This is a genomic window from Blautia liquoris, from assembly GCF_015159595.1.
Classification (GTDB): Bacteria; Bacillota; Clostridia; order Lachnospirales; family Lachnospiraceae; genus Novisyntrophococcus; species Novisyntrophococcus liquoris.
On record NZ_CP063304.1, the window covers coordinates 1,073,514 to 1,099,006 of the forward strand.

The window sequence follows — 25,493 nt, forward strand, 5'->3', positions numbered from 1 at the left end:
AGTATGAGTACCGGTGTCATAAAAAAAGTGGCAGGTCCGTTAGTCACCGCAACAGGGATGCAGGATGCGAACATGTTTGATGTTGTCCGAGTCAGTGAACAAAGACTGATCGGTGAAATAATAGAGATTCATGGTGACGAGGCTTCGATACAGGTATATGAGGAGACATCAGGTCTTGGGCCGGGAGAGCCAGTTGAGTCTATGGGAGTTCCACTCTCTGTTGAATTAGGACCGGGACTGATCTCAAATATATACGATGGAATTGAGAGGCCACTGGAAGAGATCAGAAAGTTAACTGGCAATAATCTGAAACGAGGGGTGGAAGTGCCATCCCTGGACCGGGAGAAAGAATGGAAATTTACTGCGGCAGTCGCTGCAGGGGATGAGGTAGAAGCAGGAGATGTCCTCGGGACAGTCGAGGAAACAGTGGTGGTTACACAAAAGATTATGGTTCCGCCCAAAATTAAAGGAATAGTGAAAGAAATCAGGGAAGGCTGTTATAAGGTTGACGATGTGATTGCAGTAATTGGCACAGAGCAGGGAGATAAGGAGTTAGCTATGATGCAGAAGTGGCCGGTACGTGTCGGAAGGCCGTATCAGAAAAAGCTGGCTCCAAACAAACCACTCGTCACAGGGCAAAGAGTCATCGATACCTTTTTTCCGATAGCGGCCGGAGGAGTTGCAGCAGTACCGGGGCCATTTGGAAGTGGTAAAACAGTAATTCAGCATCAACTTGCAAAGTGGGCAGAAGCTGACATTGTGGTCTATATCGGATGTGGCGAACGTGGAAATGAAATGACAGATGTATTAAACGAATTTCCGGAGCTCATCGATCCGAGGACAGGCGAATCTCTGATGAAAAGAACTGTTTTAATTGCAAATACGTCGGATATGCCTGTGGCGGCCCGAGAAGCTTCTATCTATACGGGAATTACCATAGCGGAATATTTCCGCGATATGGGATATTCCGTCGCACTGATGGCGGATTCGACATCCCGCTGGGCGGAGGCCTTGAGGGAAATGTCAGGACGACTCGAAGAAATGCCCGGTGAGGAAGGATACCCGGCTTATCTGGGAAGCCGTCTTGCACAGTTTTATGAACGTGCAGGGGATGTGATCTCTCTGGGAAAGGATAATCGGGAAGGTGCGCTGACTGTAATTGGTGCCGTTTCACCTCCCGGCGGAGATATCTCGGAACCGGTCTCTCAGGCGACACTTCGTATCGTCAAGGTATTCTGGAGCCTGGATGCAGACCTGGCAGCCGAACGTCATTTTCCCGCGGTCAACTGGCTGAAGAGCTATTCTTTATATCTTGATGATATGGAAAAGTGGTTTAACGAGTCTGTGAAGCAGGACTGGATGAAATGTAGACAAGAGATGATGGCTCTTCTTCAGGACGAGTCAGAGCTGGATGAGATCGTTAAAATGGTAGGGATCGATGCACTCTCTCCGGCTGACAGGCTGAAGATGGAGACTTCTCGATCAATTCGTGAGGATTTTCTGCATCAGAACTCTTTTCATGAGACGGATACTTACAGTTCCTTAAAAAAGCAGTATATGTTGATGAAACTGATCCTTGGTTATTACAAAGAGGCAGTTGACGCTCTCGAACAGGGAGCGGAGCTTAATCCTATTATAAGTCTGCCGGTTCGTGAAGATGTCGGAAGATTTAAATATGTGCCGGAAGAAGGAATGGAATCTGAATATAATAAGATTAAGGATGAAATTCATGATCAGGCACTGAAATTGCTGCGAAAGGAGGAACTGTAAATGCCGAAGGAATACAAAACAATACAGGAAGTTGCCGGACCGCTTGTTCTGGTTCAGGGTGTGGATCATGTCAATTATGATGAGCTTGGAGAGATTGAGCTGGCAAATGGTGACAAGCGAAGGTGCAAAGTTTTAGAGGTTGACGGTGCGACAGCTCTTTTGCAGCTTTTTGAAAACTCTGCCGGTATTAATCTATCAAACAGCAAAGTCAGATTTTTAGGTCACTCCATGGAACTGGGAGTTTCTGCGGATATGCTGGGAAGAGTCTTTAATGGTCTGGGCAGTCCGATCGATGAGGGGCCTGAGATTTTGCCAAAAGAGCGAAGGGATATCAATGGACTTCCTATAAATCCGGCGGCGAGAAACTATCCGCAGGAATTTATTCAGACAGGGATTTCCGCCATAGATGGTCTTAATACGTTAGTTCGCGGACAAAAACTTCCGATCTTTTCTGCATCGGGTCTTCCGCATGCGCAACTTGCCGCGCAGATTGCCAGACAGGCAAAAGTTCTGGGGACAGGTGAAAAATTTGCCGTTGTGTTTGCTGCGATGGGAATCACTTTTGAGGAATCCAATTTCTTTATCGAAAGTTTCAAAGAGTCTGGAGCAATTGACCGGACAGTCCTCTTTGTCAATCTGGCTAATGACCCGGCGGTGGAGCGAATCGCCACCCCCAGGATGGCACTGACAGCAGCTGAGTACTTGGCTTTTGAAAAAGGAATGCATGTTCTTGTGATTATGACTGATATCACAAATTATGCTGATGCACTGCGTGAGGTTTCTGCGGCGCGAAAAGAAGTCCCGGGAAGGAGAGGCTATCCGGGCTATATGTATACAGATCTGGCTTCTTTATATGAGCGCGCCGGACGTCAGAAAGGAAAGGAAGGTTCGATCACGATGATTCCGATTCTGACAATGCCCGAGGATGACAAAACGCATCCGATTCCTGACTTGACAGGGTATATCACAGAAGGACAGATTATTCTGAGCCGTGATTTATATCATAAAGGTATCATTCCACCCATTGATGTTCTTCCCTCTTTGTCGCGTCTGAAAGATAAAGGAATCGGAGAGGGAAGAACCAGAGCGGATCATTCCGATACTATGAATCAGTTATTTGCAGCATATGCCCGTGGAAAAGATGCCAAAGAATTGATGGTGATTCTGGGAGAGGCGGCACTCTCCAACATGGATCTGTTATACGCGCGATTTGCCGATGCATTTGAAAGGGAATATCTAAATCAAGGTTATCGCACAAAGCGCAGTATCGATGAGACACTTGATATTGGGTGGAAGTTGCTTGGAATGCTTCCAAAGGGTGAACTAAAACGAATTAATGAAAAGTTTTTGGATCAATATTATGATACCAGGGTCAAAAGGTCCTGCGTTTCATGCTTGCATGAAAAAGCATGACCTTGGGACCCGAACAAACATGAGAAAGCAACCCGATTAGGGTGTATTTCGAATGTTTGTAGGATTACGTGAGCACAAAGTGCGGAGTAATCCGTGTATCATATGGGGTCAAATTACTTTTGACCCCAACATCATATTATGATACGAGGTGAGGTCATATGGCAAAAACCCAGGTAAATCCGACCAGAATGGAATTGACAAGACAAAAGAAGAAACTGAGTACCGCGAATCGAGGCTATAAACTTCTCAAAGACAAACGGGATGAATTAATGCGTCAGTTTCTGATCTTAGTCAAAGAAAATATGGAGCTCCGGAATCAGGTGGAGGCGGGAATAAAAAGAGCGAATACTAATTTTGTAATTGCCGGCTCTGCGATGTCAAAGGAAGCACTTCACACTGCATTGATGTCACCGAAGCAAGAGATATCGCTTGCGGCTGACAGGAAAAATATCATGAGTGTCGACGTTCCCGTGTTTCACTATGAAACACGAAGAGCAGACAGTAATGATATCTATTCCTATGGTTATGCATTTACATCCGGAGATCTTGACGATGCAGTGAAATCTCTTGCAGATGTATTTCCCAAGATGATAAATCTGGCAGAAAAAGAAAAAACCTGTCAGTTGATAGCTGCTGAAATTGAGAAAACAAGAAGACGCGTAAATGCTCTGGAACATATTATCATTCCTGGGACGCTGGAAAATATAAGGTACATCTCAATGAAACTTGATGAGAATGAGAGAAGCTCTCAGGTTAGGTTGTTAAAGGTCAAAGATATGATGCTTGAAGACACGCATCATTATCGGGAAAAACAGAGTGCAGAGAGGGGGAAATGATTGGAATTATTACGTAAACTTACACACCCGCCAAGGGAATTCACACCAATACCATTCTGGTTTTTAAACGGTGATTTAGATGATCATGAAATAGAACGTCAGCTGCAGGATTTCTCTGATAAGGGTGTCAATGCAGTCGTCCTTCATCCGAGAATGGGGCTGGCGAAAAGAGTTGAATATCTGAGTGACACTTATTTTCACTATATTCGGACAGCGGTGGAAACTGCAGCTCGTCTGGAAATGAAGGTTGTCTTGTATGATGAGGGAATGTACCCATCCGGCTCGGCAGGAGGAAAGGTAGTTGAAAACCATCCGCAACTTGCAAGCGAGGGCATCGCACTTGTTTCAAGACCCAGACAGGGTGATGAATTACTGGCTTATGATGAGAAAGAGTATCTGGTTGCGCGAAAGAGCAGGGGCACGATCCGAGGTCTTCACTGGGGTGAGGATGACGGAGAAGCCAATGCGCCGCCAAGTGCAGATATCTTAAATCCGAAAGCAGTCGATAGATTCCTTATGTTGACTCATGAAGCATACTATAGAGAGTTGAAACTCTATTTTGGCAATACGGTGATTGGGTTTTTCACCGATGAACCCAGTATTCTGGGAAGAAATCATGAAAAAGACCTGTTCCCATGGACGCATGGATTTGCATCAGATTTTGTAAGTGCGGGTGGGAATCTTGCCAATCTCATAGAGATGTTTCACGGTGGAAAAAATCAAGATACGATTTTATATGATCGATTAATTCTGGAACGAGAGGGAGATGTCTATTACAAAAAGCTTTCACTTTGGTGCGAAAAACATGGGATTTCGCTGATGGGACATCCGCATCAAAGCGATGATATTGAGGTCGAAAAGTATTTTCATATACCGGGACAAGATTTGGTACTAAGAATGTTTGGACCCGAAACAGGAGGTACAACCGGTATAAATTCCACAATGGCAAAATGCAGTGCAGATGCAGCTCGAATCATGGGACGCAGAAGAAATTCGAATGAGTGCTTTGGTGCATGCAATAAGGATGGCAATCCCTGGCAGATGTCGGGTCAGGATCTCAAGTGGTATATTGACTGGCTTGCCGTGCGGGGTGTAAATCTGTTTATCCCTCACGCATTTTATTATAGTATCGAAGGAAAGAGAAAGGAAGAGCGTCCGCCGGACGTCGGTCCGCACAATATCTGGTGGAAATACTATGAAAAATGGTCGACCTATATGAAACGTCTCTCTTTTTTGATGACAGACTGCGATATGTACGCTTCGACAGCAGTCCTGTGCCATAACCGGGACTTAAGACCAGAAGATGTAAAACCATTATTCGAACACCAAATCGGCTTCCAGTACCTGCCTGACAGTGTCTGGTGCGACTGCAAGGTGACTCAGGATGGTCTTTGGTATCATGATCACTACTATCCGTTTGTGGCAGGAGATATCTCCCAGTTTAAAAAAGTGGTGAACCCGCAGAAACCAAAATATCTGACTTGGCCAAATAAAGCATGTGACTGTTTCTGTAATCCTCCCTGTCCAAATCTGAGAGTGGCACACTTTAATCGCTTGGGAACAGAGTGCTGGCTTCTGGTAAATGAAGGAGATCAGGCAATAGAGACACGGCTGACACTACCGACGGTTCAGTCAGTCGCAAGTTATGATCTCTGGAACGGTAAACTGGCAAAAGTAGATAATTTTCTAAACCTTCCTGTCTGCGGCAGCCTCTTGCTGTTTGCATGCAAGGATTCAAAGTATCAGGATCTCCCGGATAAAATTGAGAATATGATTACCTTGAAACCTGATTTTGTTTTGGAAAAAGAAGATGAGGCAAACGTCATAAAAACATATCATGCAAAACTTGAGATAACCGACGACGAGCTGGATCACGATCAAATTAAGATATGTATTCATGCAAAGGAAATGGCCACGTTGACAGTAAACGGCGAATTTGTTGATGTGGGTTTCTGGCCCCCGCAGGAATTCGAGATAAAAGAATACCTTCATAAAGGTTCGAATCATCTTAACATTCAAGTAACCGGATCTCTGGCCAATCTCTATGGGAAAAGACCAGTCTGGTATGGGATAAAACAGTAAAAGCAAAACTGATAAATTGTACATGAAAGAGGACAAAATGTAAATGAGATTACTCATGGCTACATTTTGTCCTCCTTTTGTGCCTTTTGCCACTTCAGAAATCATCAAGATCAGATATACATATTACAATCAGAAGGCAATGATCTGACAGATAGATGACAATAGACGGAGAACAGAGGATTGATTGCCTGTAGTTTGAAAGAAGGAGGAAAATGATATGGGGACAAGGTTATCTTTCAAAAATGGTATGATGTTATTGGCAGCAGGAACAGCTGCGGCAGGCTTGCTTGTGGGATGTGGGGAAAAGGAGGAGACGCCGGTCGGCACAGGCGATAGTTCAAAAACGAAAACACAAAGGGAAGAATCGGCTCCATCTAAATCTGAAGAAGTCAGTTATCCGGTAAAAGGTGCTGGAAATTTCACTTATGGGATGGAGCTTACAGGAGCATGGAGTGACCGTTATGATTCATTTGACAAGCTTCCTTTAGGTCAGGAACTTGAAAAACGCACTGGTTTTGACTTGGATATGGTTCACGTGGAGAACAAAGAGGCCATGAACCTTTTGTTGGCGTCGGGAGAGCTTCCAGATGCAATTGGATATAATTTTCAACTGAATTATACGGGTGATGAGTCAAAAGCAATTCAAGATGGACTGATTTATCCGATGAGCGAAGAATTTGTAAAAAAGAATGCGCCCGATTACTGGAAAGCTATCAGCGAAAATCCGGAGATTTTAAAACAAGTCAAAACACCCGAAGGTGATATTTATGGTTTTGCGTTTATACTGGGAGACGAGATCCTAAAAGGTGGATATGGGATGCTTGTGAGAGATGACTGGTGCAGGGAACTGGGGATTGAGCTTCCTGAAACACCCGATGAATTTTACGATATGCTTGAAGCTTTTAAAGACAAAAAGGGTGCTGAGGTTCCATTATGCATCAGAAGTGAGACACTAATTGAAATGCTTCAGAGAGGTGTTATAACTTCTCCCTTTCATCTTGTCTGTGCGGATAATTATGTCGATGATGGAAAAGTGGTCATCGGATATGAGCAGCCGGAATTTAAAGATGTACTGACATGGCTGAATCAACTATATTCTGAGGGGCTCCTAGATCCAAACTTTTCCACAGTGGACAGCGATACGGTAGAAGCAAATATACTGACCGGAAAGTCTGGCGCTTCGTCGGGTACTGCAGGTAGTTTTATGGGAAATCTGCTTTCCACAAACAGAGAGGATAAGAATTATTCTCTTGCCGGAATCAAGAATCTTGTGGGCACAAAAGGCGATACGCCAAAGTATGGGCATTATAATACAGATGTGGTAGGCGCTGTCAACGTGATCACTACAGCTTGTAAAGATCCGGAAACAGTAGCAAAATATTTTAACTTTGGATATACAAAAGAGGGTCATATGTTATATAACTTTGGAATTGAAGGAAAAAGCTATGAGATGGTTGATGGCAAACCGAAATTCACAGATCTCATCCTCAAAAATCCGGACGGTTTGACTGCTCAGCAGGCTCTTTCAGAATATGAGCTGGCATATGGTAATGGTCCCTTTGTCCAAGATAAGGATTATTTGCTTCAATATTATCAGGATGATCGGCAAAAAGACGCTCTGAAAAAATGGGGCGACAATAACGCCAAAGATTATAAAATGCCAAAAATTACGATAAATGCCGAAAGCGCCGGAGAATATTCCAGTCTGTTAAGTGAACTTATAACATATCGTGATGAAATGATCATTAAATATGTCCGCGGTGAAGAATCTTTGGATGGGTTTGATACTTATCTTGATACGTTAAAGTCGATGGGAATTGACAAAGTTCAGGAAATACTTCAGAATGCAGTTGACGAGTATTATCATCGTTGATGGATCAAAAAGAATAGAAGAAAAGAGAAGAACAAGCCTTGTTCTTCTCTTATATCTTACATTACAGACAATTATATGATGTTGGGGTCAAAAGTAATTTGCCCCCTATGATACACGGATTCCAAGGTCATGCTTTTTCATGCGAGCATGAAACGCAGGACATTTTGACCCTGGTATCAATTATATTTCTGTATTTTCCAATAAGTTATGTTCTTTAATATATTTTTTTACTGCAGCGAAACTTTCGGTACTGATTACATGTTCGATCCGGCATGCATCCTCTGCAGCTATTTTGGGATTAACGCCCATCTTCTCCAGAATCTGGGAGATGATTGTATGTCGTTCATAGATCTTTGCGGCAATTGTAAGACCTGATGGAGTCAGTTTGATATGTCCTTCGTCATCTACCGTGATGTTGCCGTTCTCCCTTAGGTGTTTCATCGCAACACTGACGCTGGGCTTTGAATAGCCAAGCTCTGTGGCAATGTCGATCGAGCGGACAGAGGGCTGTCGTTGGCTTAGAATTAATATAGTTTCCAGATAATCTTCTGCAGATTCATGTACTTTCAAGGGAGGCCTCCTTCCTTTCGTGACAAATCGTAGTTTAAGTTCAATATAAATCCCTATATTTTATGATAACACATAAGGTCCGGGCGGGCAAGTTTTATTGTACACAATGCAAAAGCATGGTACAATTGATTTGATGGTACCAGGGTCAAAAGGTCATGCTTTTCATGCTTGCATGAAAAAGCATGACTTTGGGACCCGCACAAACATGAGAAAGCAACCCGATTAGGGTGTATTTCGAATGTTTGTAGGATTACGTGAGCACAAAGTGCGGAGTAATCCGTGTATCATAGGGGTCAAATTACTTTTGACCCCTACATCATGATGGTACTAAGATTGTGAGAGCTCGAAGAGCGTAACAATCTGTGTATAAATTTTCACACGAAAGATGAGAGGGTTATTTTTATGAATCAGAGACAAAAGGAACTTCGAAGGAGACAAAGAGTAAAAGAAGTGCGCAGAAAGCTCTTCGTCCTCTGTGTCCTGAGTGTAATATGTGCTTCGGCGGTCATTGCACTGGCTGCAGACCAGTATAAGGAAAGTAAACAGACGATAGCAAAGAAACCAGAGAAACAGCCAGCAAAAGGGGAAACGAAAAGGGCAGAGGAAAACAATACCGATACCGGGACACGCAAGATGGAGGAACAGACAAAACCCGAGCCTGTGACTATCACGATCAGTGCTGCGGGTGACTGCACGCTTGGAACAGATGAAAATTTTGATCCCGGCACAAATTTTGTGTCAAAATATAATGAAGTCTCCGATCCTGGATATTTTCTTTCTAATGTCAAAGATATCTTTTCTTCCGATGATCTCACGATTGTCAATCTGGAAGGAACTTTGAGCAGTGCGGGTGAACGTGCCGATAAGAAGTTTGCATTTCGCGGAGATCCCTCCTACACGGAGATTTTGACGAGAGGATCTGTGGAGGCGGTTAATCTTGCGAATAATCACAGCAAAGATTATGGGGAACAGAGCTTTCAGGACACGATCACAAATGTTGAGGCAGCAGGAATCACCACATTCGGCTATGAGCGCACGGCTATTGTTGAAAAAAAAGGCGTGAAAATAGGTCTTTTGGGTACTTATGTTTTAAAAGATGGAATTGGCTGCAAACAGGGAATGCTTGACAATATCAATTCATTAAAACAACAGGGAGCACAGCTGATTATTGCCAGCTTTCACTGGGGAATTGAGCGAGAATATGAACCGGAAGCAGTGCAAAAAGAATTGGCGCATGCGGCGATTGATGCAGGCGCACATCTGGTTTTGGGGCACCATCCGCATGTCCTTCAAGGGGTGGAGGAGTACAACGGCCGATATATTTGCTACAGTCTGGGCAATTTCTGCTTTGGCGGAAACAAGAATCCTTCGGATAAAGACACGATGATCTACCGCCAGACATTTACGATTACGGGAGACGAGGTGGCAGCAGATGACAATAAAGAAATCATTCCGTGCAGTCTGTCTTCTGCCACTTCAATCAACAACTATCAGCCGACGCCGGCCGAGGGCACTGAAAAAGAACGGATTATGAATAAGATTCATGGTCTTGCAACCTGATACAAGGAGCGTGTTGTCATATGTTCAAGATAATGCTGGTGGAGGATGATCTCACCATCACGGAAGTATTGGAACGTCAGCTGAAAAAATGGGGATACCAGGTTCTGGCGGTGGAAGATTTCAATCGGGTCATGGAGCAGTTTGAGAGGGATCAGCCTGATCTTGTACTGATGGATATCTCTCTGCCAAGTTACAATGGGTTTTATTGGTGCACCGAGATTCGAAAGATCAGCAAAACACCGATCCTATTTATTTCTTCTGCCAGTGATGACATGAACCTTGTGATGGCAATCAACATGGGTGCCGATGATTTTATAGCGAAACCTTTTAATCTGGATGTCATCACAGCGAAGATTCAGGCGATGCTTCGCAGAACGTATGATTTCACGCAGGAAGCGGAAGAACTAGAAGCAGGAGGTGTCACGCTGTCTCTGTTAGATAACACGATTTCAAAAGACGGGCAGACACTGGAACTGACCAAAAACGAATTTAAGATTCTGAAAATTCTGATGGAAGAAGCGGGACAAATTGTGTCCCGTGATGAAATTATGAAGGAACTGTGGGATACGGATCATTTTATCGATGACAATACACTGACTGTTAATGTGACCAGGCTTCGAAAACGACTGGAAGAAGCAGGAGTTGTTGATTTTATCGAGACAAAAAAAGGAATTGGATATCGTATTGCAAAAAAGGAGGACGAATGAAGGGGTTTTTCAGGAAGGAACGAGCAGTGTGGATCGTGGATGCGGCAGCTTCGGGCTTGTTCTTCCTGCTGTGTGCTGCCTATCATGTTTCGATTGAAATTTCGATTTATACAGTGGTTCTTCTTCAGGCCGCCGTAGCTATTCTGGAGACGATAAGATACGTGAAATATAAACAAACATGCGGTTTGCTCGAAAGTGCACTCAAAAATGCAAGGACGGTAGTCAGCGAGCTCCCAAATTCCGAGAATTACGTGGAAGAATTGTACACAAGTCTGGTTGGAATTCTAAATGAACGATGTGAAAAGAGTGAGCAGGAATTTCAGGAGAGTTTAAATCGCGCTGACCGCTATTATACAAAGTGGTCTCATCAGATTAAGACGCCGATTGCCGGTATGCGGCTATTGATGGAAGAAGAGGAGATGGATCAGCCATCTCTTAAGAGAGAACTCTATCGAATTGAACAGTATGTCGAAACAGCTCTTCAGTATCAGAGAATCCATGCCACGACAAATGATCTGCTGATAAAAGACTATTCGGTTAAGAATATGGCAGAGCAGGCGCTTGACCATACACAGGCCTTATTCACGAAAAAAGACGTGACAGTCAAGACATATAACCTTGATTTTAGTATTATTACGGATGAGAAATGGTTTGTCTTTGTTCTCGAGCAGCTGATCAGCAATGCCGTAAAATATACCCGTAGAGGGCAGATCGACATCCATGGGACGATGCAGCCCGACAAGACACTTATCATAGAGGACACCGGGATTGGAATCCGAAAAGAGGATCTGCCCCGTATCTTTGAATGGGGATACACCGGGGCAAATGGCAGGATGGATAAAAAGGCGACGGGAGTCGGACTTGCACTCTGTAAAGATACTCTGGACATGCTTGGACACGGAATCACAATAGAATCCGAATCTGGAAGGGGGACAAAAGTAACGCTTTATCTGACACAGAAAAGAATGGAATAAGATGTGGTTGTGCAAGGCACGGGATTTCGATTGGTGAAATCGGTGCCTTTATTCGTCTGGAAAGGATTCAAGATGGATTTTATTTGGAAACTTACGTTAATGTAAGGATTATGTAAGCCAAATCTATGGAATGGGAGAATTTACTAAGTTATAATGATTAAAGAATTGCGGGAACACGAAATGCAAAGCAATTCGTGAAATCAGAAATTACAAACAAGTGAGGTAACAAAACATGGCATTATTGCAGGTAAAACATGTAAAAAAAATATACACGACAAGATTTGGCGGCAATCAGGTTCAGGCACTAAGCGATGTGGATTTTTCTGTGGATAGGGGAGAATATGTTGCAGTCATGGGTGAGAGTGGTTCCGGAAAGACCACACTGCTCAACATACTCGCCACATTGGATAAACCAACCACGGGGGATGTATATCTGGACGGAAAACAGATGACTTCCGTGCCCGACAAACAGCTGGCTGCTTTTCGAAGGGAAAATTTAGGATTCGTATTCCAGGATTTTAATCTTCTCGATACATTTTCCATCCGAGATAACATCTTTCTTCCGCTTGTTCTGGCGGGAAAGAAATATCCTGAGATGGAGAAACAACTGGAGTCTCTTGTCCGATCACTTGGAATAGAAAAAATTCTGGATAAGTTTCCATATGAAGTGTCAGGCGGACAGAAGCAGAGGACAGCGGTTGCGCGTGCACTGATCACAAATCCACAGATTATCCTGGCGGATGAGCCGACAGGGGCCCTGGATTCCAAATCTTCTGATCAGCTTCTCGATATTTTCGAAGAGATCAACAGGAAAGGTGAGACGATATTGATGGTCACCCACAGTACGAGAGCAGCTAGTCACGCGAATCGCATACTGTTTATCAAAGATGGCGTTGTCTATCATCAGATCTATAAAGGAGACATGAGCAACGAAGAAATGTATGAGAGCATTTCCAACACACTGACCTTGCTTGCAACAGGAGGCCAGAAATCATGACCAGAGGATTCTATTTTAAACTTGCGGCACAGAATATACGTAAAAATGGAAAAATATACGTCCCTTATCTGTTGATGAGCACATTTATCACTGCGATGTTTTATATTCTTCGCAGCCTGACGCTCTCAAAGAGTCTGCAGAAAATGGAAGGCGGTACTTATCTGGGAGAAATGCTCGGATTCGGATCTGTCATCGTCGGGTTCTTTGCTCTTATTTTCTTGTTCTATATTAACAGCTTTATCATGAAACGCAGAAAGAAAGAGTTTGGACTTTACAGTATCCTTGGTATGGAAAAAAGACATATTGGAAAAATTGTTTTCTGGGAGAACTTTACCATCGGGGGAATCAGTATTATCGGAGGTGTTCTGTCTGGCATTCTTCTCAATAAACTTGTGTTTTTGTTCCTCGCCAATATGCTTCACGGTGACATACTGCTGGGATTTGAGATACCGGCAGGGGCAATTCAATCGACAATTCTCTTTTTTATAGTCATTCAGGTACTGATCTTTTTCAACGCATTTCGCCAGGTGTTTACGGCGAATCCGATTGAACTCTTACGTGGAGGAAATGTGGGAGAGCGCGAGCCTAATACAAAGGTCTTAATGACAGTTGTCGGATTTGCATGCCTGGCGGGGGGATATTATCTTGCGGTGTCCACCAAAGACCCACTGGCAGCATTTTTTATCCTGATGATCGCGATCATCCTCGTTATGACTGGTACGTATCTTACATTCACGTCGGGAAGCATTGCTTTTTTAAAGAGATTAAAGAAGAATAAGAAGTTTTACTATCAGACAAAACACTTTGTCCCTGTATCCGGCATGATCTTTCGCATGAAACAAAATGCGATTGGACTTGCAAATATCGCAATCCTCTCCACGGGTGTGCTGCTTATGGTGTCGACCACGGTGTCCTTATACGCTGATATGAGTAATATTATTGATAATCGTTATCCGAGAGACTATACGGTATTTTCTGTATACAAATCTGGTGAGAATGATACCGAACAGATGCTTCAGGTTTTCGGGACAGCCGCCAAAAAAAGTGGCGTCGAGACAAGTGATTTGTTCTATTATCATTATCTTCCTATGAATGGAGCATTAGAGGGGGACAAACTAGACACCAGGCTGACGAGAACAGGCGAGGACGAGCGGTATGTCGGTATTGTAACACTTGAGGATTATAACCGAATTAACAAAAGCAATAAGACGCTGGAAGATGGACAGATCCTCCTCTATGCAGATGGAAAGTCATATGACGAAGACATGCTTATCTTGCTCGGGAAACCTTTTAATATTAAAGAACATATAAAAAGTTTTGTAGAACACGGAGATCAGATATCGGATGAAATCGGAAACACCTTTGTGATTATTGTAAAAGATACGTCTGTCATGCGGCAGTTGACTGATCTTCGGGAAAAGGAATTGGAAGATTCCAGTGTAAACGATCTCGAAGCTATGAAAGCTTTTTATGGTATCAATGTGAAAGGGACTAAGAGTCAGAAGACAGCCTTTCAAAAACAAGTACAGGAAGGTTTGACAGAATCAGGACAGAGGATGGAGGATCGCGAAAGCGGGCGCAATAATATTATCGGAATGTACAGCGGGCTGTATTTTATCGGAATCTTCTTAAGCTTACTGTTTTTGGTTGCCATGGTTTTGATCATCTATTACAAACAAATCTCAGAGGGATACGATGACCGTGCAAGATTCGAAATCATGCAGAAAGTAGGTATGGATGAGCGCGAAATAAAACATTCAATCAATTCACAGGTACTGATGGTATTCTTCCTACCGCTGATCACGGCAGGGGTTCACACGGTATTTGCCTTTCCACTCATGAGAAGACTACTTCTGGTATTGGGGCTCAATAATCCAATACTATACATGACGGTGACAGGTCTGTGTTATATAATCTTCGCAGTCTTCTATGCAGTCGTCTATAAACTCACAGCCAAGGCATATTACCGCATCGTAACAGCATAATGCCAAGCGGAAAAACCATATATACAAACACGAAAAAGGAACGGTTTGCCCGTTCCTTTTTTTCCAATTTCATGATAGAATGATAACAAAGGGTCAAAAATACATGCGTTTTATGCTTGCATAAAAAAGCATGCATTTGGGTCCGGACAACATGAGATGGAAGGATTGTGGAGGCATCCATGAAGAAAAAAGTAATACTGTCAGTGGGGATCGCGGCCATCGCCGTCTGTGTCGTCACAGGAGGGTACCTTGGCTACAGGACCATGTATGCACAGACAAGATCGCAGGCATTGACAGCTTATATGAAAAACATAGAAAAACACGATTATGAAAAGATGTATGAGATGCTCGATGATCAGAGTAAGTCATACATTAAAAAAGATGATTTTGTCAGACGAAGCCAGAATATCTATGAGGGAATTGAGGCCACTGATATTAAAATTAAAGTCACAAAAGATGAAAAGGACAAGGCACTGCAGTATGATACACATATGAAGACAGTGGCCGGAGAGCTGAACTTTAAAAATCAGGCATCTTTTACAAAAAAAGACGGGAAATACTATCTGCAGTGGGATGATGAGATCATATTTCCAGATCTTTTAAGAGATGATACCGTTAGGGTTTCCTCGGTTGCCGCAAAGCGTGGGAATATTTTTGACCGGGAGGGATCACTTCTGGCTGGAGACGGGCAAGTTTCGTCCGTAGGACTCGTGCCGGAAAAGATGAGTACCGATCCGTCTGCAGATCTTCAGAATATATCCGATCTTCTTCAGATACCCGTCGAGACGATTCAAAAGAAGTTAAAAGAGAACTGGGTAACTCCGGGCAGCTTTGTTCCTGTAAAGAATATCAAGAAACTCTCACCCCTCATGCCGCAGGAGGAGCAGCAGAAGTCGCCGGACTTTGCCCTGCAAAGCGAGCTTCTGGCAATTCCCGGAGTGATGATAACGGATGCCCAGGATCGGGTTTATCCGCTGGGTGAGAAAGCTTCTCTGCTGATTGGATATATTCAAAACATCACGGCCGAAGACCTCAAAAAACATTCCCAAAAAGGCTATACGGCACAGAGCAAGATCGGAAAAAGCGGTCTTGAGACTCTCTATGAGGATCGGCTTCACGGCACGGATGGATGCAAGATATGGATTGCCGATAAAAATGGAGACAATAAGGAAACCCTGGTTTCACAGGAAGTAAAGGATGGAGAAGACATCAAGACTACAATTGATTCTAACCTGCAAGGTCAGATTTATGATTCGTTTCAGGGAGATCAAGGTACCAGTGTTGCAATGAACCCATATACGGGAGAAGTTCTGGCTCTGGTGAGTGCTCCCGGATACGATGACAATGATTTCATCCTTGGAATGTCAAAAGAGAAGTGGAAAGAGATAAATGATGACCCGGCACAGCCGATGTATAACCGCTTTCGTGCCTCCTGGGTTCCGGGATCTTCCCTCAAACCGATCATAGCCGGTGTGGGCCTGAGCACCGGGACGCTCTTGGCAGACGAGGATCTCGGGCCATCGGTTTCAAGTTGGAAGAAAGACGACAGCTGGGGAAATTACGAAATCACCACACTACATACCTATGACGGACCAGCCAACTTGCAAAATGCAATGATTTATTCGGACAATATCTATTTTGCCAAAGCTGCACTAAAGACAGGACAAGATACATTGACTTCATCGCTGGATAAGTTGGGATTTGGGCAGGATATTCCATTTGAGATTGTGATGAAACATTCGCAGTATGCAAATGAAGGTGAAGATCTAAGCGATGAGGTAACTCTGGCCGACAGTGGCTATGGACAGGGGCAGATGCTTGTGAACCCGCTTCATATGGCATCGATGTATTCGGCATTTGCCAATGAGGGAGATATGATCAAGCCGAAACTTGAGTTTTCTGAGTCACTCGAAACAGAAAAGTGGGTGGAAGGGGCATTTACACCCAAGGCCGCGAATACAGTAAAGGATGACCTGATTCAGGTCATCGAAAACCCTGCCGGAACGGGACATGCAGCGCGGATGGACAGCATATCACTTGCCGGAAAGACCGGAACGGCAGAGATCAAAGAATCAAAGGAAGACACTTCCGGCACAGAACTTGGATGGTTTGATGTCTTTACCACCGATCCAAACCTGAAAGAGCCAATCCTGCTGATCACGATGGTACAGGATGTCAAAGACCGAGGCGGAAGTGGTTATGTCGTAGATAAGACAAAACCGATACTGGAACAGTGGATTCAGAAACAGGCACAATGATGATGAAAGAGAGGAGAACATCTTAATGAAATATCGAAAGTTTGGAAAGACAGGGGCAGAAGTCTCTGTACTCGGAGTGGGGGGAATGCGTTTTCCCACAAAAAAGGTGAATGATAAAGAGGTTATCGATCAAAAGCGTGCGATTGGGATGATTCGCACGGCGATTGACGGAGGGGTGAATTATCTGGATACAGCTTATTCCTATCACAATGGAGAGAGCGAAATACTATATAAAAATGCCTTAAAAGACGGCTATCGCGACAAAGTATATATAGCGGATAAATCTCCAGTCTGGCTGATCAAAAAAGCCGAAGATTTTGACACACTGCTGGATGAGCAGCTTAAGCGGCTTGGAGTGGATTCCATTGATTTCTATCTGCTCCATGGTCTGGATCGCCCACGGTTTGAAGAACTTGTCAAAAAGTTTGACCTGACTGGCCGCATGCAAAAGGCAAAAGAGGCCGGAAAGATCAAACATCTGGGATTTTCCTTTCACGACGACTTGGATACCTTTAAAGATATCATCGATTATTACGATGGGTGGGAATTCTGTCAGATTCAGTATAATTATGTCGATGTAAACTATCAGGCCGGAAGAGAAGGCCTCAAATATGCATCCGATAAAGGACTAGGCGTAGTGATCATGGAGCCCTTGCGCGGCGGAAAACTAGCAGATGTGGCACCACATCTGGCAGAGACCTTTAAAGTGGAGAAAAAGCCCGTGGAATGGGCACTCGATTTCCTGTGGGATCAGCCGGAAGTCAGTCTGCTCTTAAGTGGTATGAGCAATGAGCAGCAAGTTCGGGATAATCTGATATATGCCAGTCGTTCTTCTGCAGGTATGCTCAGTGAGAAAGAAAGAGAAATATTCCCGAAGGCGAAAGAAATCTTCGATACCATGGCACTCGTCGGATGTACAAAGTGCAGATATTGCATGCCCTGCCCGTCCGGAATCGATATCCCGGGTATCTTTGCCATCTATAACGGCACGGCTGTCACAGGGGAAGATAAGGCCAAGAAAGAATACGCTGAACTGGAAACAAAGGCAGATGCCTGTGTAAAGTGCCGCAAATGTGAGAAAGCCTGTCCGCAGCATATCAAAGTGAGCAGTCTGATGGAAAAACTGGCTGTTTCGCTTCAGTAGACGAAGATAAACAGGAGGTGCGAATATGAGACTGGATGTAAAAAAGGCAGGTGATTAATAAGGTGATTCATAATGTGAAACAGTTTTTTGTAGTCCTGAAATTTGAAATTGGAAATTATCTGAAAAATAAAAGTTTTCTTATCACCACTTTTGCGCTTGCAATTATCCTGTCGGGAATTGTCATTGTCCCCACCTTTTTTATGGGTAACAATAATAAAAAGGCAGATCCTGAGGAGGACAATAAGACTAAACTTGCACTTCTCGATACACATGAATCTCTTGGTGAACTCGATGATTTCGAACATTCCATGCCGAATTATGACTGGGTCAACTGTTCCGATGAGCAGGAGCTGCACGATGCCGTGAGAAAAGGTAAAGCGAAGGCTGGTTTTATTATACTTGACGATAATCAGTATCAATATGTGGTAGAAAACAGATCTGTGACGGACACGATTCAGGAGGATTTTGAGACTTCCATGAACCGTAATTACCGGATGAAGGTTCTGACAAAGATGGGAATCGATGCCGCGGAAGTTGAGAGGTTATTTGATACCCCTTTGGAATCTAAGACAGTGATTCTCGGAAAAGACAGTGCGAAGAACTATGCATATACATATGTTTTGGTATTCATAATGTATATTATGGTGATCTTCTATGGTCAGATGATTGCTACCTCCGTGACAAGTGAAAAAAGCAATCGGGCAATCGAGATCCTGGTAACCAGTACCAACAGCGACAGTCTGATCTTTGGGAAAGTCATCGCAGGCGCGATTGCAAGTTTGCTCCAAGGCGGAATTATCATAGGGGCAGGACTGCTCTCTTATCGCTTTTTTCATGATGCGTGGAATAATAAGCTGGATTTCCTGCTTGACGTTCCGAAAAATGTCTGGGCGATATTTATTATATTCGGAATTCTGGGATATCTGCTCTATGCATTTCTCTTCGGGATGCTCGGAGCACTGGTCTCGAAGACAGAAGATATCAGCAAAAGCTCTATGCCAGTCATGATGATTTATATAGTAGCCTTCCTCATCGCCGTGATGGGAATGAACATGCCGGACAGCATGATGATGAAAATTGCCTCCTTTGTGCCATTTACTTCCTGTAACAGTATGTTTATCAGGGTCGCCATGGGAACTGTATCAAAGCTTGAAGTTCTGATATCCGCAGTCATACTTGGAGTCTCCTGTGTGCTCACCGGCATGCTCGCATCGAAAATTTTCCGATTTGGAACGCTGATGTATGGAAACCCAATTAAGTTTCGAACTGCAGTTAAAAAAATAAGAGAAAAGTAAAGACCGGCTGCTTTTGGAGGTGGGTTCTCATACTCTTTCTTGTCCCGTCCATGCGTTTGTGATAGAATAAGGCAAGAAGTGAGGTAATTTAAAACATGAGACGAATACTGCTTGTCGCGGTAAATGCAAAATATATTCATTCGAATCTGGCGGTCTATTCTCTGAAGGCCTATGCAAAGACCAAAGGGATACCGGTGGATCTCGCAGAATACACGATTAATCAGCAAAAAGATGAAATAATGAAAGGAATCTTTCAGTATCAGCCGGATCTGCTCTGCTTTTCCTGCTATGTCTGGAATATTTCATTTGTGAGAGAGCTGATCATGGATCTTCATAAGGTGCTTCCCAAGACAAAGATTTGGGTCGGGGGGCCTGAAGTATCTTTTGATGCAGACAAGGTGCTGCAGGAGAATGCGGCCATTGACGGTGTGATGCGAGGCGAGGGCGAGAAAACTTTTGCCAGGCTGGCTGCTTATTTTTGTAAAAGTAAAGAGAGTAATAAAAAGCTGGAAAATATCAGTGGACTTACTTACATGGGCGAGAAAGGCGAAATCTATAGAAACCCTGACTGCGAGATTATGGACTTAAGTGATGTCCCTTTTCCGTATGAGAATCTGGATTATTTCGACCATCGAATCATCTATTATGAATCCAGCAGAGGCTGTCCGTTTAACTGCAGCTACTGTCTGTCATCTGTGGATAAGAGACTTAGATTCCGGGATGTGAATTTGGTGAAGAAAGAGCTCCGGTTTTTTCTGGACAGACAAGTGCATCAGGTCAAGTTTGTAGACCGGACCTTCAATTGTAATCGCGAGCATGCCATGGAGATCTGGAAGTTTTTGCTTGAGCAGGACAATGGCATTACAAACTTTCATTTTGAAATTGCGGCGGATCTAATCACAAGAGAGGAACTGCAGCTATTCAAGAGGATGCGTCCGGGACTCATACAGCTTGAGATTGGTGTACAGTCGACGAACCCCGAAACCGTTGCAGAGATACACCGAAAGATGGATTTTCAAAAGGTAGCCGGCCGGGTTCTTGAGATCCAGAAATACCACAACATCAATCAACATCTGGATCTGATCGCAGGTCTTCCCTATGAAGATTATGACAGCTTTGCGAACTCGTTTCAGGATGTATATCGTCTGCATCCGGAACAGCTGCAGCTTGGCTTTTTGAAAGTGCTGAAAGGATCCTATATGGGAGCACATATCGAGGAATACGAGGGAAAATATCATGCGAAAGAGCCTTATGAGATTTTGTCGACAAGATGGCTTCCTTACTTTGATGTGCTCCGCTTAAAGCAGGTCGAGGAAATGGTAGAAGTTTATTACAACAGCGGACAGTACACAAATCTGCTCGCCAGAATCGAAAAGAAGTACGACAATATGTTCTATTTCTTTGAGCAGCTGGGAAGCTACTATGAAGAACATGGTTTCTTTGCCGCATCCCACACGCGAATCCGCCGTTATGAGATTCTGATGGCGTTTTTACAGAAACATTTTCCTAAAGAGACAGATATCATTAAGGAACTAGCCGTGCTGGATATCTATGCCAGAGAAAATGCGAAGAGTCGTCCCGACTTTGCCACCGATCAAAAAGAATACAAACGTTTTTTCAGAGAATTGTTCAAAAAAGAGGAAGAGACAAGAGAACTCCTTCCCGATTATAAGAATTATGATGCGAAACAGTTGATGAAAATGACGCATGTGGAAGTCGTAACTTCCATCTATGATCAGCCAAAGGCCTTTTTGTTTGATTATCGGCAGAGAGACCCAATCAATGGGAGTGCACGGATAATTGATGTGACAGATAAGATGTAAGCAACGATAATTAATTCGAAAATAAATCAGAATAGAGAGGTGCAAGACATGATGAATCCAAAGAGACGTAAAATAATCACCGGCGTAATGGCGGTTATTCTGGTAGTGGCGATGGTAGTACCAATGGTACTAAGCTTTTTACTGTAAAATTCGCGCCCCAACAAACAAATATAAAGGAGGCACGAATGAAAAAAAGGATTGCAAGTCTGATTATATCTGTATGCCTGTGTATCACAGCTGCCCTTACTGTTAAGGCGGATACCACAGCGGACAAGCAGACTGCTCTAGATGGCATCTATATTGAAAATGTGAATATTTCTGGCATGTCCGAGGAAGATATTGATCAAGTTGTACAGGCAAAGATCGATGAACTTTCACAATGCAGGATTGAGTTATATGTGGGAAAGCATGGGACCACGATTATGGCAGGGGATCTAGGCCTTTTTGCGAAAGACACTAAAATCGCACGACGTGCAGTTGATCTCGGACAAAGAGGAAATGTCCTTGAAAGATTCGAGACCGGCCGTCAGATGAAAAAAGGTCCGCTGGTCCTTGAAATCCAGTATCAGGTTGATCAAGATAAAGTGAAAAGCATGATAGCCGATCAGTGCAGCCAGCTTAGTCATCCTGCCATCAACATGTCACTGAGACGTGAAAAAGATGGCACATTTACACCGATTCCCGGGCAGGACGGAGCTATACTCAATGAGAAAAAAGCTGTGAAAACTGTGATGAATTTTTTCTCTGATGAGTGGAGGGGCGGGGATGCCCAGATCACCCTGGATGCAGATATTAAACCGGCACAAGGGGATGAGAATCAGCTTTCTAAGGTTAAAGATGTCCTAGGTGAGAGCAGCACGGATTATTCATCAAGTTTGGCAAACCGGAGAACCAATATTGAAAACGGCACGGAAAAGCTCAACGGAAAGGTTCTATATCCCGGAGAGGAGCTCTCGGTTCTGGAATCAGTTACTCCGTTTGACGAGGAAAGCGGCTATGCAGCTGCACCTTCTTATGAGATGGGAAGCGTAGTAGACACATATGGCGGGGGAATCTGCCAGGTTTCAACGACATTGTATCTGGCTGTTTTACGTTCTGAACTTGAGGTGACAGAGCGTTTCAATCATTCTATGTTGGTGAATTATGTAAAGCCATCCATGGATGCGGCGATCGCCGAGGGAAGTAAGGATTTTAAATTTAAAAATAATACAGACGCACCTATTTACATTCAAGGTTATGCATCAAACGGTGAACTTGGTTTCTTGGTCTACGGACATGAGACGAGGGATCGTGAAAACCGGACAGTTACCTTTGAGAGTGAGACGACAAAGACTACAGATCCCAATACGCAAGTTCGTGAGGACAGTAAACTTCCCTTTGGACAAAAAGAGTATCGTGACGGACATATCGGTAAAGAGGCTGTGCTCTGGAAAATAGTAAGTGAAAATGGGCAAGAGACAAGGGAGCAGGTGAATGAAAGTACCTATAACATGACCCCGAATCTCACAAGTGTGGGCATCAAAGGCGGCAGCACAGAGGCGATTAAAAAGCTGGAGAATGCAATCACCGCAAATGATCCCGAGCGGGTGGATGAAGTCTTGGCTCAGTATCAGAGTGCAAGTTTACCGAAAGCAGGGTCTGATGAAGAATGATAATGATATGGCGATAAAAATTAATGATTCAAACGCGGGAACAATTGCTCCCCATCGGGATCTGGTGATTACCAAGTGGATTGGTCTGAGCGCCGCCTGCATCCTTGCAGAGAATAAAGAGGCCGAACTCCTCGAAGTTTTTCCCCCTGCCCTGATTCGTGCTGCGAAGGAATTTGAACAGTATCTCTCAGTCGATACGGAGCGCGAGGTCGCGGATGAATTCGGTGCTTTTACAGTCTGTGAACTTGGAGAAGGCGGTATTTTTGCAGCCCTCTGGAAGCTGGCACAGGAGGGAAAGACAGGAGTTACTGTGAACTTAAGGGAAATTCCGATTCGTCAGGAGACGGTGGAAATCTGCGAATATTTTGACGTAAATCCCTATCAGATTTCCTCGAAAGGATCTCTTTTGATTGTTTCAGAGGATGGAAATGAATTGGTATCTGAATTGGACAGCAGGGGAATTCCTGCGGCCGTTGCAGGGCGCACGACAAAGGGGAAAGATAAAATCCTAAAAAATGGATCCGAACTTCGCTATCTGAATCGTCCGGAGTTTGGGGAGATGGAAAAAGTACTTCAAAGAACTTCACATTAGAAAGGAATAAGACATGGCACACATGAATATCGTACTGCATGAACCAGAGATTCCATCAAACACGGGGAATATTGGAAGGACCTGTGTGGCGGCAGGGGCCACGCTTCATCTGATTGAACCGCTGGGATTTAAGCTGAATGAAAAATCCATCAGACGTGCCGGGATGGATTACTGGAAGGAGCTAGATGTGAGGATATATCTGGATTATGATGACTTCCTGAAGAAGAATGAAGGTGCAGTGATTTACTATGCGACGACAAAAGGGCCTCACGTATACTCGGATGTACATTACGAAGACAATTGTTTCATCATGTTTGGAAAAGAAAGTGCAGGAATTCCTGAGGACATCCTGTATGACAATCAGAAAACTGCCATCAGGATTCCAATGATTGGAAAGACTCGATCATTAAATCTTGCAAATTCTGTGTCCATTGTTCTCTATGAGGCACTAAGACAGCATGATTTCGATCATATGAAACTGGAAGGTCAGCTTCGCAGCTATAGATGGAAATGACCTATGATGATGCGCCCCGACTGCCGATCGAGGGCGTTTTTCCTTTGTCAAGAGTGAAAACAAATTCGGTTCCGACGCCTTCGGTGCTGATCACATTGATGTTCTGATTGTGGGCATTGATGATTTCTTTTACGATGGAAAGACCTAGTCCGGTTCCCTTCCGGTCCTTTCCGCGGGAAGCATCGGTCTTATAAAAGCGATCCCAGATTTTTGGAAGACTTTCACTGGGTATTCCCATCCCGGTATCTTTGATGGATACGAACACTTTACCATGCTTTTCGGTGGTCTCTACATAGATCGTCGAGTCTTTGTCGCTGAATTTCACTGCATTGTCGATCAGATTATATAAAACCTGCTGGATCTTTCCGATATCGGCAGATACATACAGTGTCTGTGCCGCGAGCAGCAGTTGTATCGTGATGCGTTTGCTTGTGCAGATAACCTCAAAAGCAGCAGCGGTATTCTTGATGACGGCATTGATATCGAAAGAAGTAATGTCAAGAAACTGGCCTTTGCGGTCAAGGGCATTTAACGTCAGCATGCTTTTAGTGAGTTTATTCAGGCGTTCTGTCTCAAAAAGTACGATGTCCAGATATTTTCCCTGCATTTCCTGAGGGATTGTCCCATCCTTGATCGCCTCGACATATCCCTTGATGGAGGTCAGAGGAGAACGAAAATCGTGAGAGATATTCGCCACAAATTTGTGCTGGTATTCATTCGTCTTGTTGAGTTCGTCAGACATATAGTTCAGTGTGGATGCAAGGTAACCCATCTCATCGTTTGATCTGACCGGAATATTATAGGTGAGGTTGCCGTCTGCATATTCCCTTGCCCCTGTCGTGATCTTAGCCAACGGCCGGTAAACAGAGACAGAGAACAGGAATAGAATAAGAAAGAACAGTGCATAAATCACGAGGAACAGCAGATAGACGACGGCGAGAATCGATTCCCTTTGTCTGTAAATCTCATCCATGTCGGTATGTATGGCGACATATCCTCTCGTCACAAGATTCGAGGTGATCGGCATCATAACAGTCAGCATTTCCTGATCAAAGTAATTAAAAAAGCGGCCCGTGGAATAGAAATCGGATCCTAAAGCCAGAGGATCAAAATGGTCAATATGCTCGAGATGTTCTTCGTCGAGAGGCATCTCGGTATTCAGAAGGATGTCACCTGTCGTTCCGAGGATCCAGATCTGTGAATTCTGATAATTACTTAGGGATTTCAGAGTCTCATAGGTATCTGACAGACTATCCTTATCTTTGTAATAGCGTGAGCCCTGATTTTCTGCAATCTTCGCTGCCTCTTTATAGAGTGATGCGCTGACAGAATTCGTCACTTTTTGACCAATCAGATGGGAGCCAAAAGTGGAAATCAGAATGAAACATGCAATTCCCAGCATTCCATAGACGATTAAGAACTTTGAGTAGAGTCTGTTTTTCATGAGC

General features: G+C 43.9%; 19 protein-coding genes. 17 read left to right on the forward strand and 2 right to left on the reverse strand.

All coding sequences use genetic code 11. From position 1 onward, the window contains the following. Positions 1-3 precede the first annotated feature (3 nt). The 5 genes from INP51_RS04830 (at position 4) to INP51_RS04850 (ending at position 7,974) form a co-directional block, all read left to right on the forward strand. The gene (locus INP51_RS04830) at positions 4-1,770 is read left to right on the forward strand and encodes a V-type ATP synthase subunit A (RefSeq protein WP_193736596.1); all 1,767 of its coding nucleotides are present in this window, start codon (positions 4-6) and stop codon (positions 1,768-1,770) included. Further along, entirely contained in the window at positions 1,771-3,183 is a 1,413-nt protein-coding gene (locus INP51_RS04835; protein WP_193736597.1) for a V-type ATP synthase subunit B, read from the forward strand. Positions 3,184-3,341: 158 nt separating this feature from the next. After that, a complete protein-coding gene (locus INP51_RS04840; protein WP_193736598.1) occupies positions 3,342-4,019 on the forward strand; it encodes a V-type ATP synthase subunit D in 678 nt (225 codons plus the stop codon). Beyond that, positions 4,020-6,101: a glycosyl hydrolase gene (locus INP51_RS04845; protein ID WP_193736599.1), complete on the forward strand. Its 2,082-nt coding sequence runs from the start codon at positions 4,020-4,022 to the stop codon at positions 6,099-6,101. Positions 6,102-6,318: 217 nt separating this feature from the next. Next, the gene (locus tag INP51_RS04850) at positions 6,319-7,974 is read left to right on the forward strand and encodes a type 2 periplasmic-binding domain-containing protein (protein ID WP_193736600.1); all 1,656 of its coding nucleotides are present in this window, start codon (positions 6,319-6,321) and stop codon (positions 7,972-7,974) included. 180 nt (positions 7,975-8,154) lie between these two features. On the opposite strand, the gene INP51_RS04855 is transcribed toward INP51_RS04850, so the two are convergent. Then, a complete protein-coding gene (locus tag INP51_RS04855; protein WP_193736601.1) occupies positions 8,155-8,544 on the reverse strand; it encodes a metal-dependent transcriptional regulator in 390 nt (129 codons plus the stop codon). Between the two features lie 402 nt (positions 8,545-8,946). On the opposite strand from INP51_RS04855, the gene INP51_RS04860 reads away from it, so the two are divergent. From INP51_RS04860 to INP51_RS04915, 12 genes are all read left to right on the forward strand, one after another. Next, on the forward strand, positions 8,947-10,104 hold the full coding sequence (locus INP51_RS04860) for a CapA family protein (protein WP_193736602.1): 1,158 nt from the start codon (positions 8,947-8,949) through the stop codon (positions 10,102-10,104). Positions 10,105-10,124: 20 nt separating this feature from the next. Continuing rightward, positions 10,125-10,811 carry a response regulator transcription factor gene (locus tag INP51_RS04865; RefSeq protein ID WP_193736603.1) on the forward strand — a complete coding sequence of 229 codons (687 nt, stop codon included), beginning with the start codon at positions 10,125-10,127 and terminating at the stop codon, positions 10,809-10,811. Further along, positions 10,808-11,785 (forward strand): sensor histidine kinase, encoded by a 978-nt coding sequence (locus INP51_RS04870; RefSeq protein WP_193736604.1) that lies wholly within the window; start codon positions 10,808-10,810, stop codon positions 11,783-11,785. The genes INP51_RS04865 and INP51_RS04870 overlap by 4 nt, the downstream gene beginning before the upstream one ends. A 232-nt stretch (positions 11,786-12,017) precedes the next feature. Further along, positions 12,018-12,782 carry an ABC transporter ATP-binding protein gene (locus tag INP51_RS04875; RefSeq protein ID WP_193736605.1) on the forward strand — a complete coding sequence of 255 codons (765 nt, stop codon included), beginning with the start codon at positions 12,018-12,020 and terminating at the stop codon, positions 12,780-12,782. Next, the gene (locus tag INP51_RS04880; protein WP_193736606.1) at positions 12,779-14,767 is read left to right on the forward strand and encodes an ABC transporter permease; all 1,989 of its coding nucleotides are present in this window, start codon (positions 12,779-12,781) and stop codon (positions 14,765-14,767) included. The genes INP51_RS04875 and INP51_RS04880 overlap by 4 nt, the downstream gene beginning before the upstream one ends. Positions 14,768-14,946: 179 nt before the next feature. Beyond that, positions 14,947-17,025 carry a penicillin-binding transpeptidase domain-containing protein gene (locus INP51_RS04885; RefSeq protein WP_193736607.1) on the forward strand — a complete coding sequence of 693 codons (2,079 nt, stop codon included), beginning with the start codon at positions 14,947-14,949 and terminating at the stop codon, positions 17,023-17,025. Positions 17,026-17,050: 25 nt separating this feature from the next. Next, a complete protein-coding gene (locus tag INP51_RS04890) occupies positions 17,051-18,169 on the forward strand; it encodes an aldo/keto reductase (protein WP_193736608.1) in 1,119 nt (372 codons plus the stop codon). A gap of 74 nt (positions 18,170-18,243) precedes the next feature. Then, the gene (locus INP51_RS04895; RefSeq protein WP_193736609.1) at positions 18,244-19,464 is read left to right on the forward strand and encodes an ABC transporter permease; all 1,221 of its coding nucleotides are present in this window, start codon (positions 18,244-18,246) and stop codon (positions 19,462-19,464) included. 95 nt (positions 19,465-19,559) lie between these two features. Next, entirely contained in the window at positions 19,560-21,287 is a 1,728-nt protein-coding gene (locus tag INP51_RS04900) for a B12-binding domain-containing radical SAM protein (protein ID WP_193736610.1), read from the forward strand. A gap of 185 nt (positions 21,288-21,472) precedes the next feature. Further along, positions 21,473-22,939, forward strand: coding sequence for a VanW family protein (locus tag INP51_RS04905; protein ID WP_193736611.1), 1,467 nt, complete (start codon positions 21,473-21,475; stop codon positions 22,937-22,939). Then, on the forward strand, positions 22,929-23,531 hold the full coding sequence (locus INP51_RS04910) for an AIR synthase-related protein (protein ID WP_193736612.1): 603 nt from the start codon (positions 22,929-22,931) through the stop codon (positions 23,529-23,531). Before INP51_RS04905 ends, INP51_RS04910 begins: the two co-directional genes overlap by 11 nt. Positions 23,532-23,544: 13 nt before the next feature. After that, complete coding sequence (locus INP51_RS04915; RefSeq protein WP_193736613.1) at positions 23,545-24,045, forward strand: tRNA (cytidine(34)-2'-O)-methyltransferase; 501 nt, start codon at positions 23,545-23,547, stop codon at positions 24,043-24,045. A gap of 1 nt (position 24,046) precedes the next feature. Here INP51_RS04915 and INP51_RS04920 read toward each other — a convergent pair whose 3' ends face one another. Next, the gene (locus tag INP51_RS04920) at positions 24,047-25,489 is read right to left on the reverse strand and encodes a sensor histidine kinase (protein ID WP_193736614.1); all 1,443 of its coding nucleotides are present in this window, start codon (positions 25,487-25,489) and stop codon (positions 24,047-24,049) included. Positions 25,490-25,493 lie beyond the last annotated feature (4 nt).

What these genes read in the sequence shown, in the direction of transcription:
- INP51_RS04830 (WP_193736596.1), top strand. Translation starts at nt 4, where the DNA reads ATGAGTACCGGTGTCATAAAAAAAGTGGCAGGTCCGTTAGTCACCGCA.
- INP51_RS04835 (WP_193736597.1), top strand. Translation starts at nt 1,771, where the DNA reads ATGCCGAAGGAATACAAAACAATACAGGAAGTTGCCGGACCGCTTGTT.
- INP51_RS04840 (WP_193736598.1), top strand. Translation starts at nt 3,342, where the DNA reads ATGGCAAAAACCCAGGTAAATCCGACCAGAATGGAATTGACAAGACAA.
- INP51_RS04850 (WP_193736600.1), top strand. Translation starts at nt 6,319, where the DNA reads ATGGGGACAAGGTTATCTTTCAAAAATGGTATGATGTTATTGGCAGCA.
- INP51_RS04860 (WP_193736602.1), top strand. Translation starts at nt 8,947, where the DNA reads ATGAATCAGAGACAAAAGGAACTTCGAAGGAGACAAAGAGTAAAAGAA.
- INP51_RS04865 (WP_193736603.1), top strand. Translation starts at nt 10,125, where the DNA reads ATGTTCAAGATAATGCTGGTGGAGGATGATCTCACCATCACGGAAGTA.
- INP51_RS04870 (WP_193736604.1), top strand. Translation starts at nt 10,808, where the DNA reads ATGAAGGGGTTTTTCAGGAAGGAACGAGCAGTGTGGATCGTGGATGCG.
- INP51_RS04875 (WP_193736605.1), top strand. Translation starts at nt 12,018, where the DNA reads ATGGCATTATTGCAGGTAAAACATGTAAAAAAAATATACACGACAAGA.
- INP51_RS04880 (WP_193736606.1), top strand. Translation starts at nt 12,779, where the DNA reads ATGACCAGAGGATTCTATTTTAAACTTGCGGCACAGAATATACGTAAA.
- INP51_RS04885 (WP_193736607.1), top strand. Translation starts at nt 14,947, where the DNA reads ATGAAGAAAAAAGTAATACTGTCAGTGGGGATCGCGGCCATCGCCGTC.
- INP51_RS04890 (WP_193736608.1), top strand. Translation starts at nt 17,051, where the DNA reads ATGAAATATCGAAAGTTTGGAAAGACAGGGGCAGAAGTCTCTGTACTC.
- INP51_RS04900 (WP_193736610.1), top strand. Translation starts at nt 19,560, where the DNA reads ATGAGACGAATACTGCTTGTCGCGGTAAATGCAAAATATATTCATTCG.
- INP51_RS04905 (WP_193736611.1), top strand. Translation starts at nt 21,473, where the DNA reads ATGAAAAAAAGGATTGCAAGTCTGATTATATCTGTATGCCTGTGTATC.
- INP51_RS04910 (WP_193736612.1), top strand. Translation starts at nt 22,929, where the DNA reads ATGAAGAATGATAATGATATGGCGATAAAAATTAATGATTCAAACGCG.
- INP51_RS04915 (WP_193736613.1), top strand. Translation starts at nt 23,545, where the DNA reads ATGGCACACATGAATATCGTACTGCATGAACCAGAGATTCCATCAAAC.
- INP51_RS04920 (WP_193736614.1), bottom strand. Translation starts at nt 25,489, where the DNA reads ATGAAAAACAGACTCTACTCAAAGTTCTTAATCGTCTATGGAATGCTG.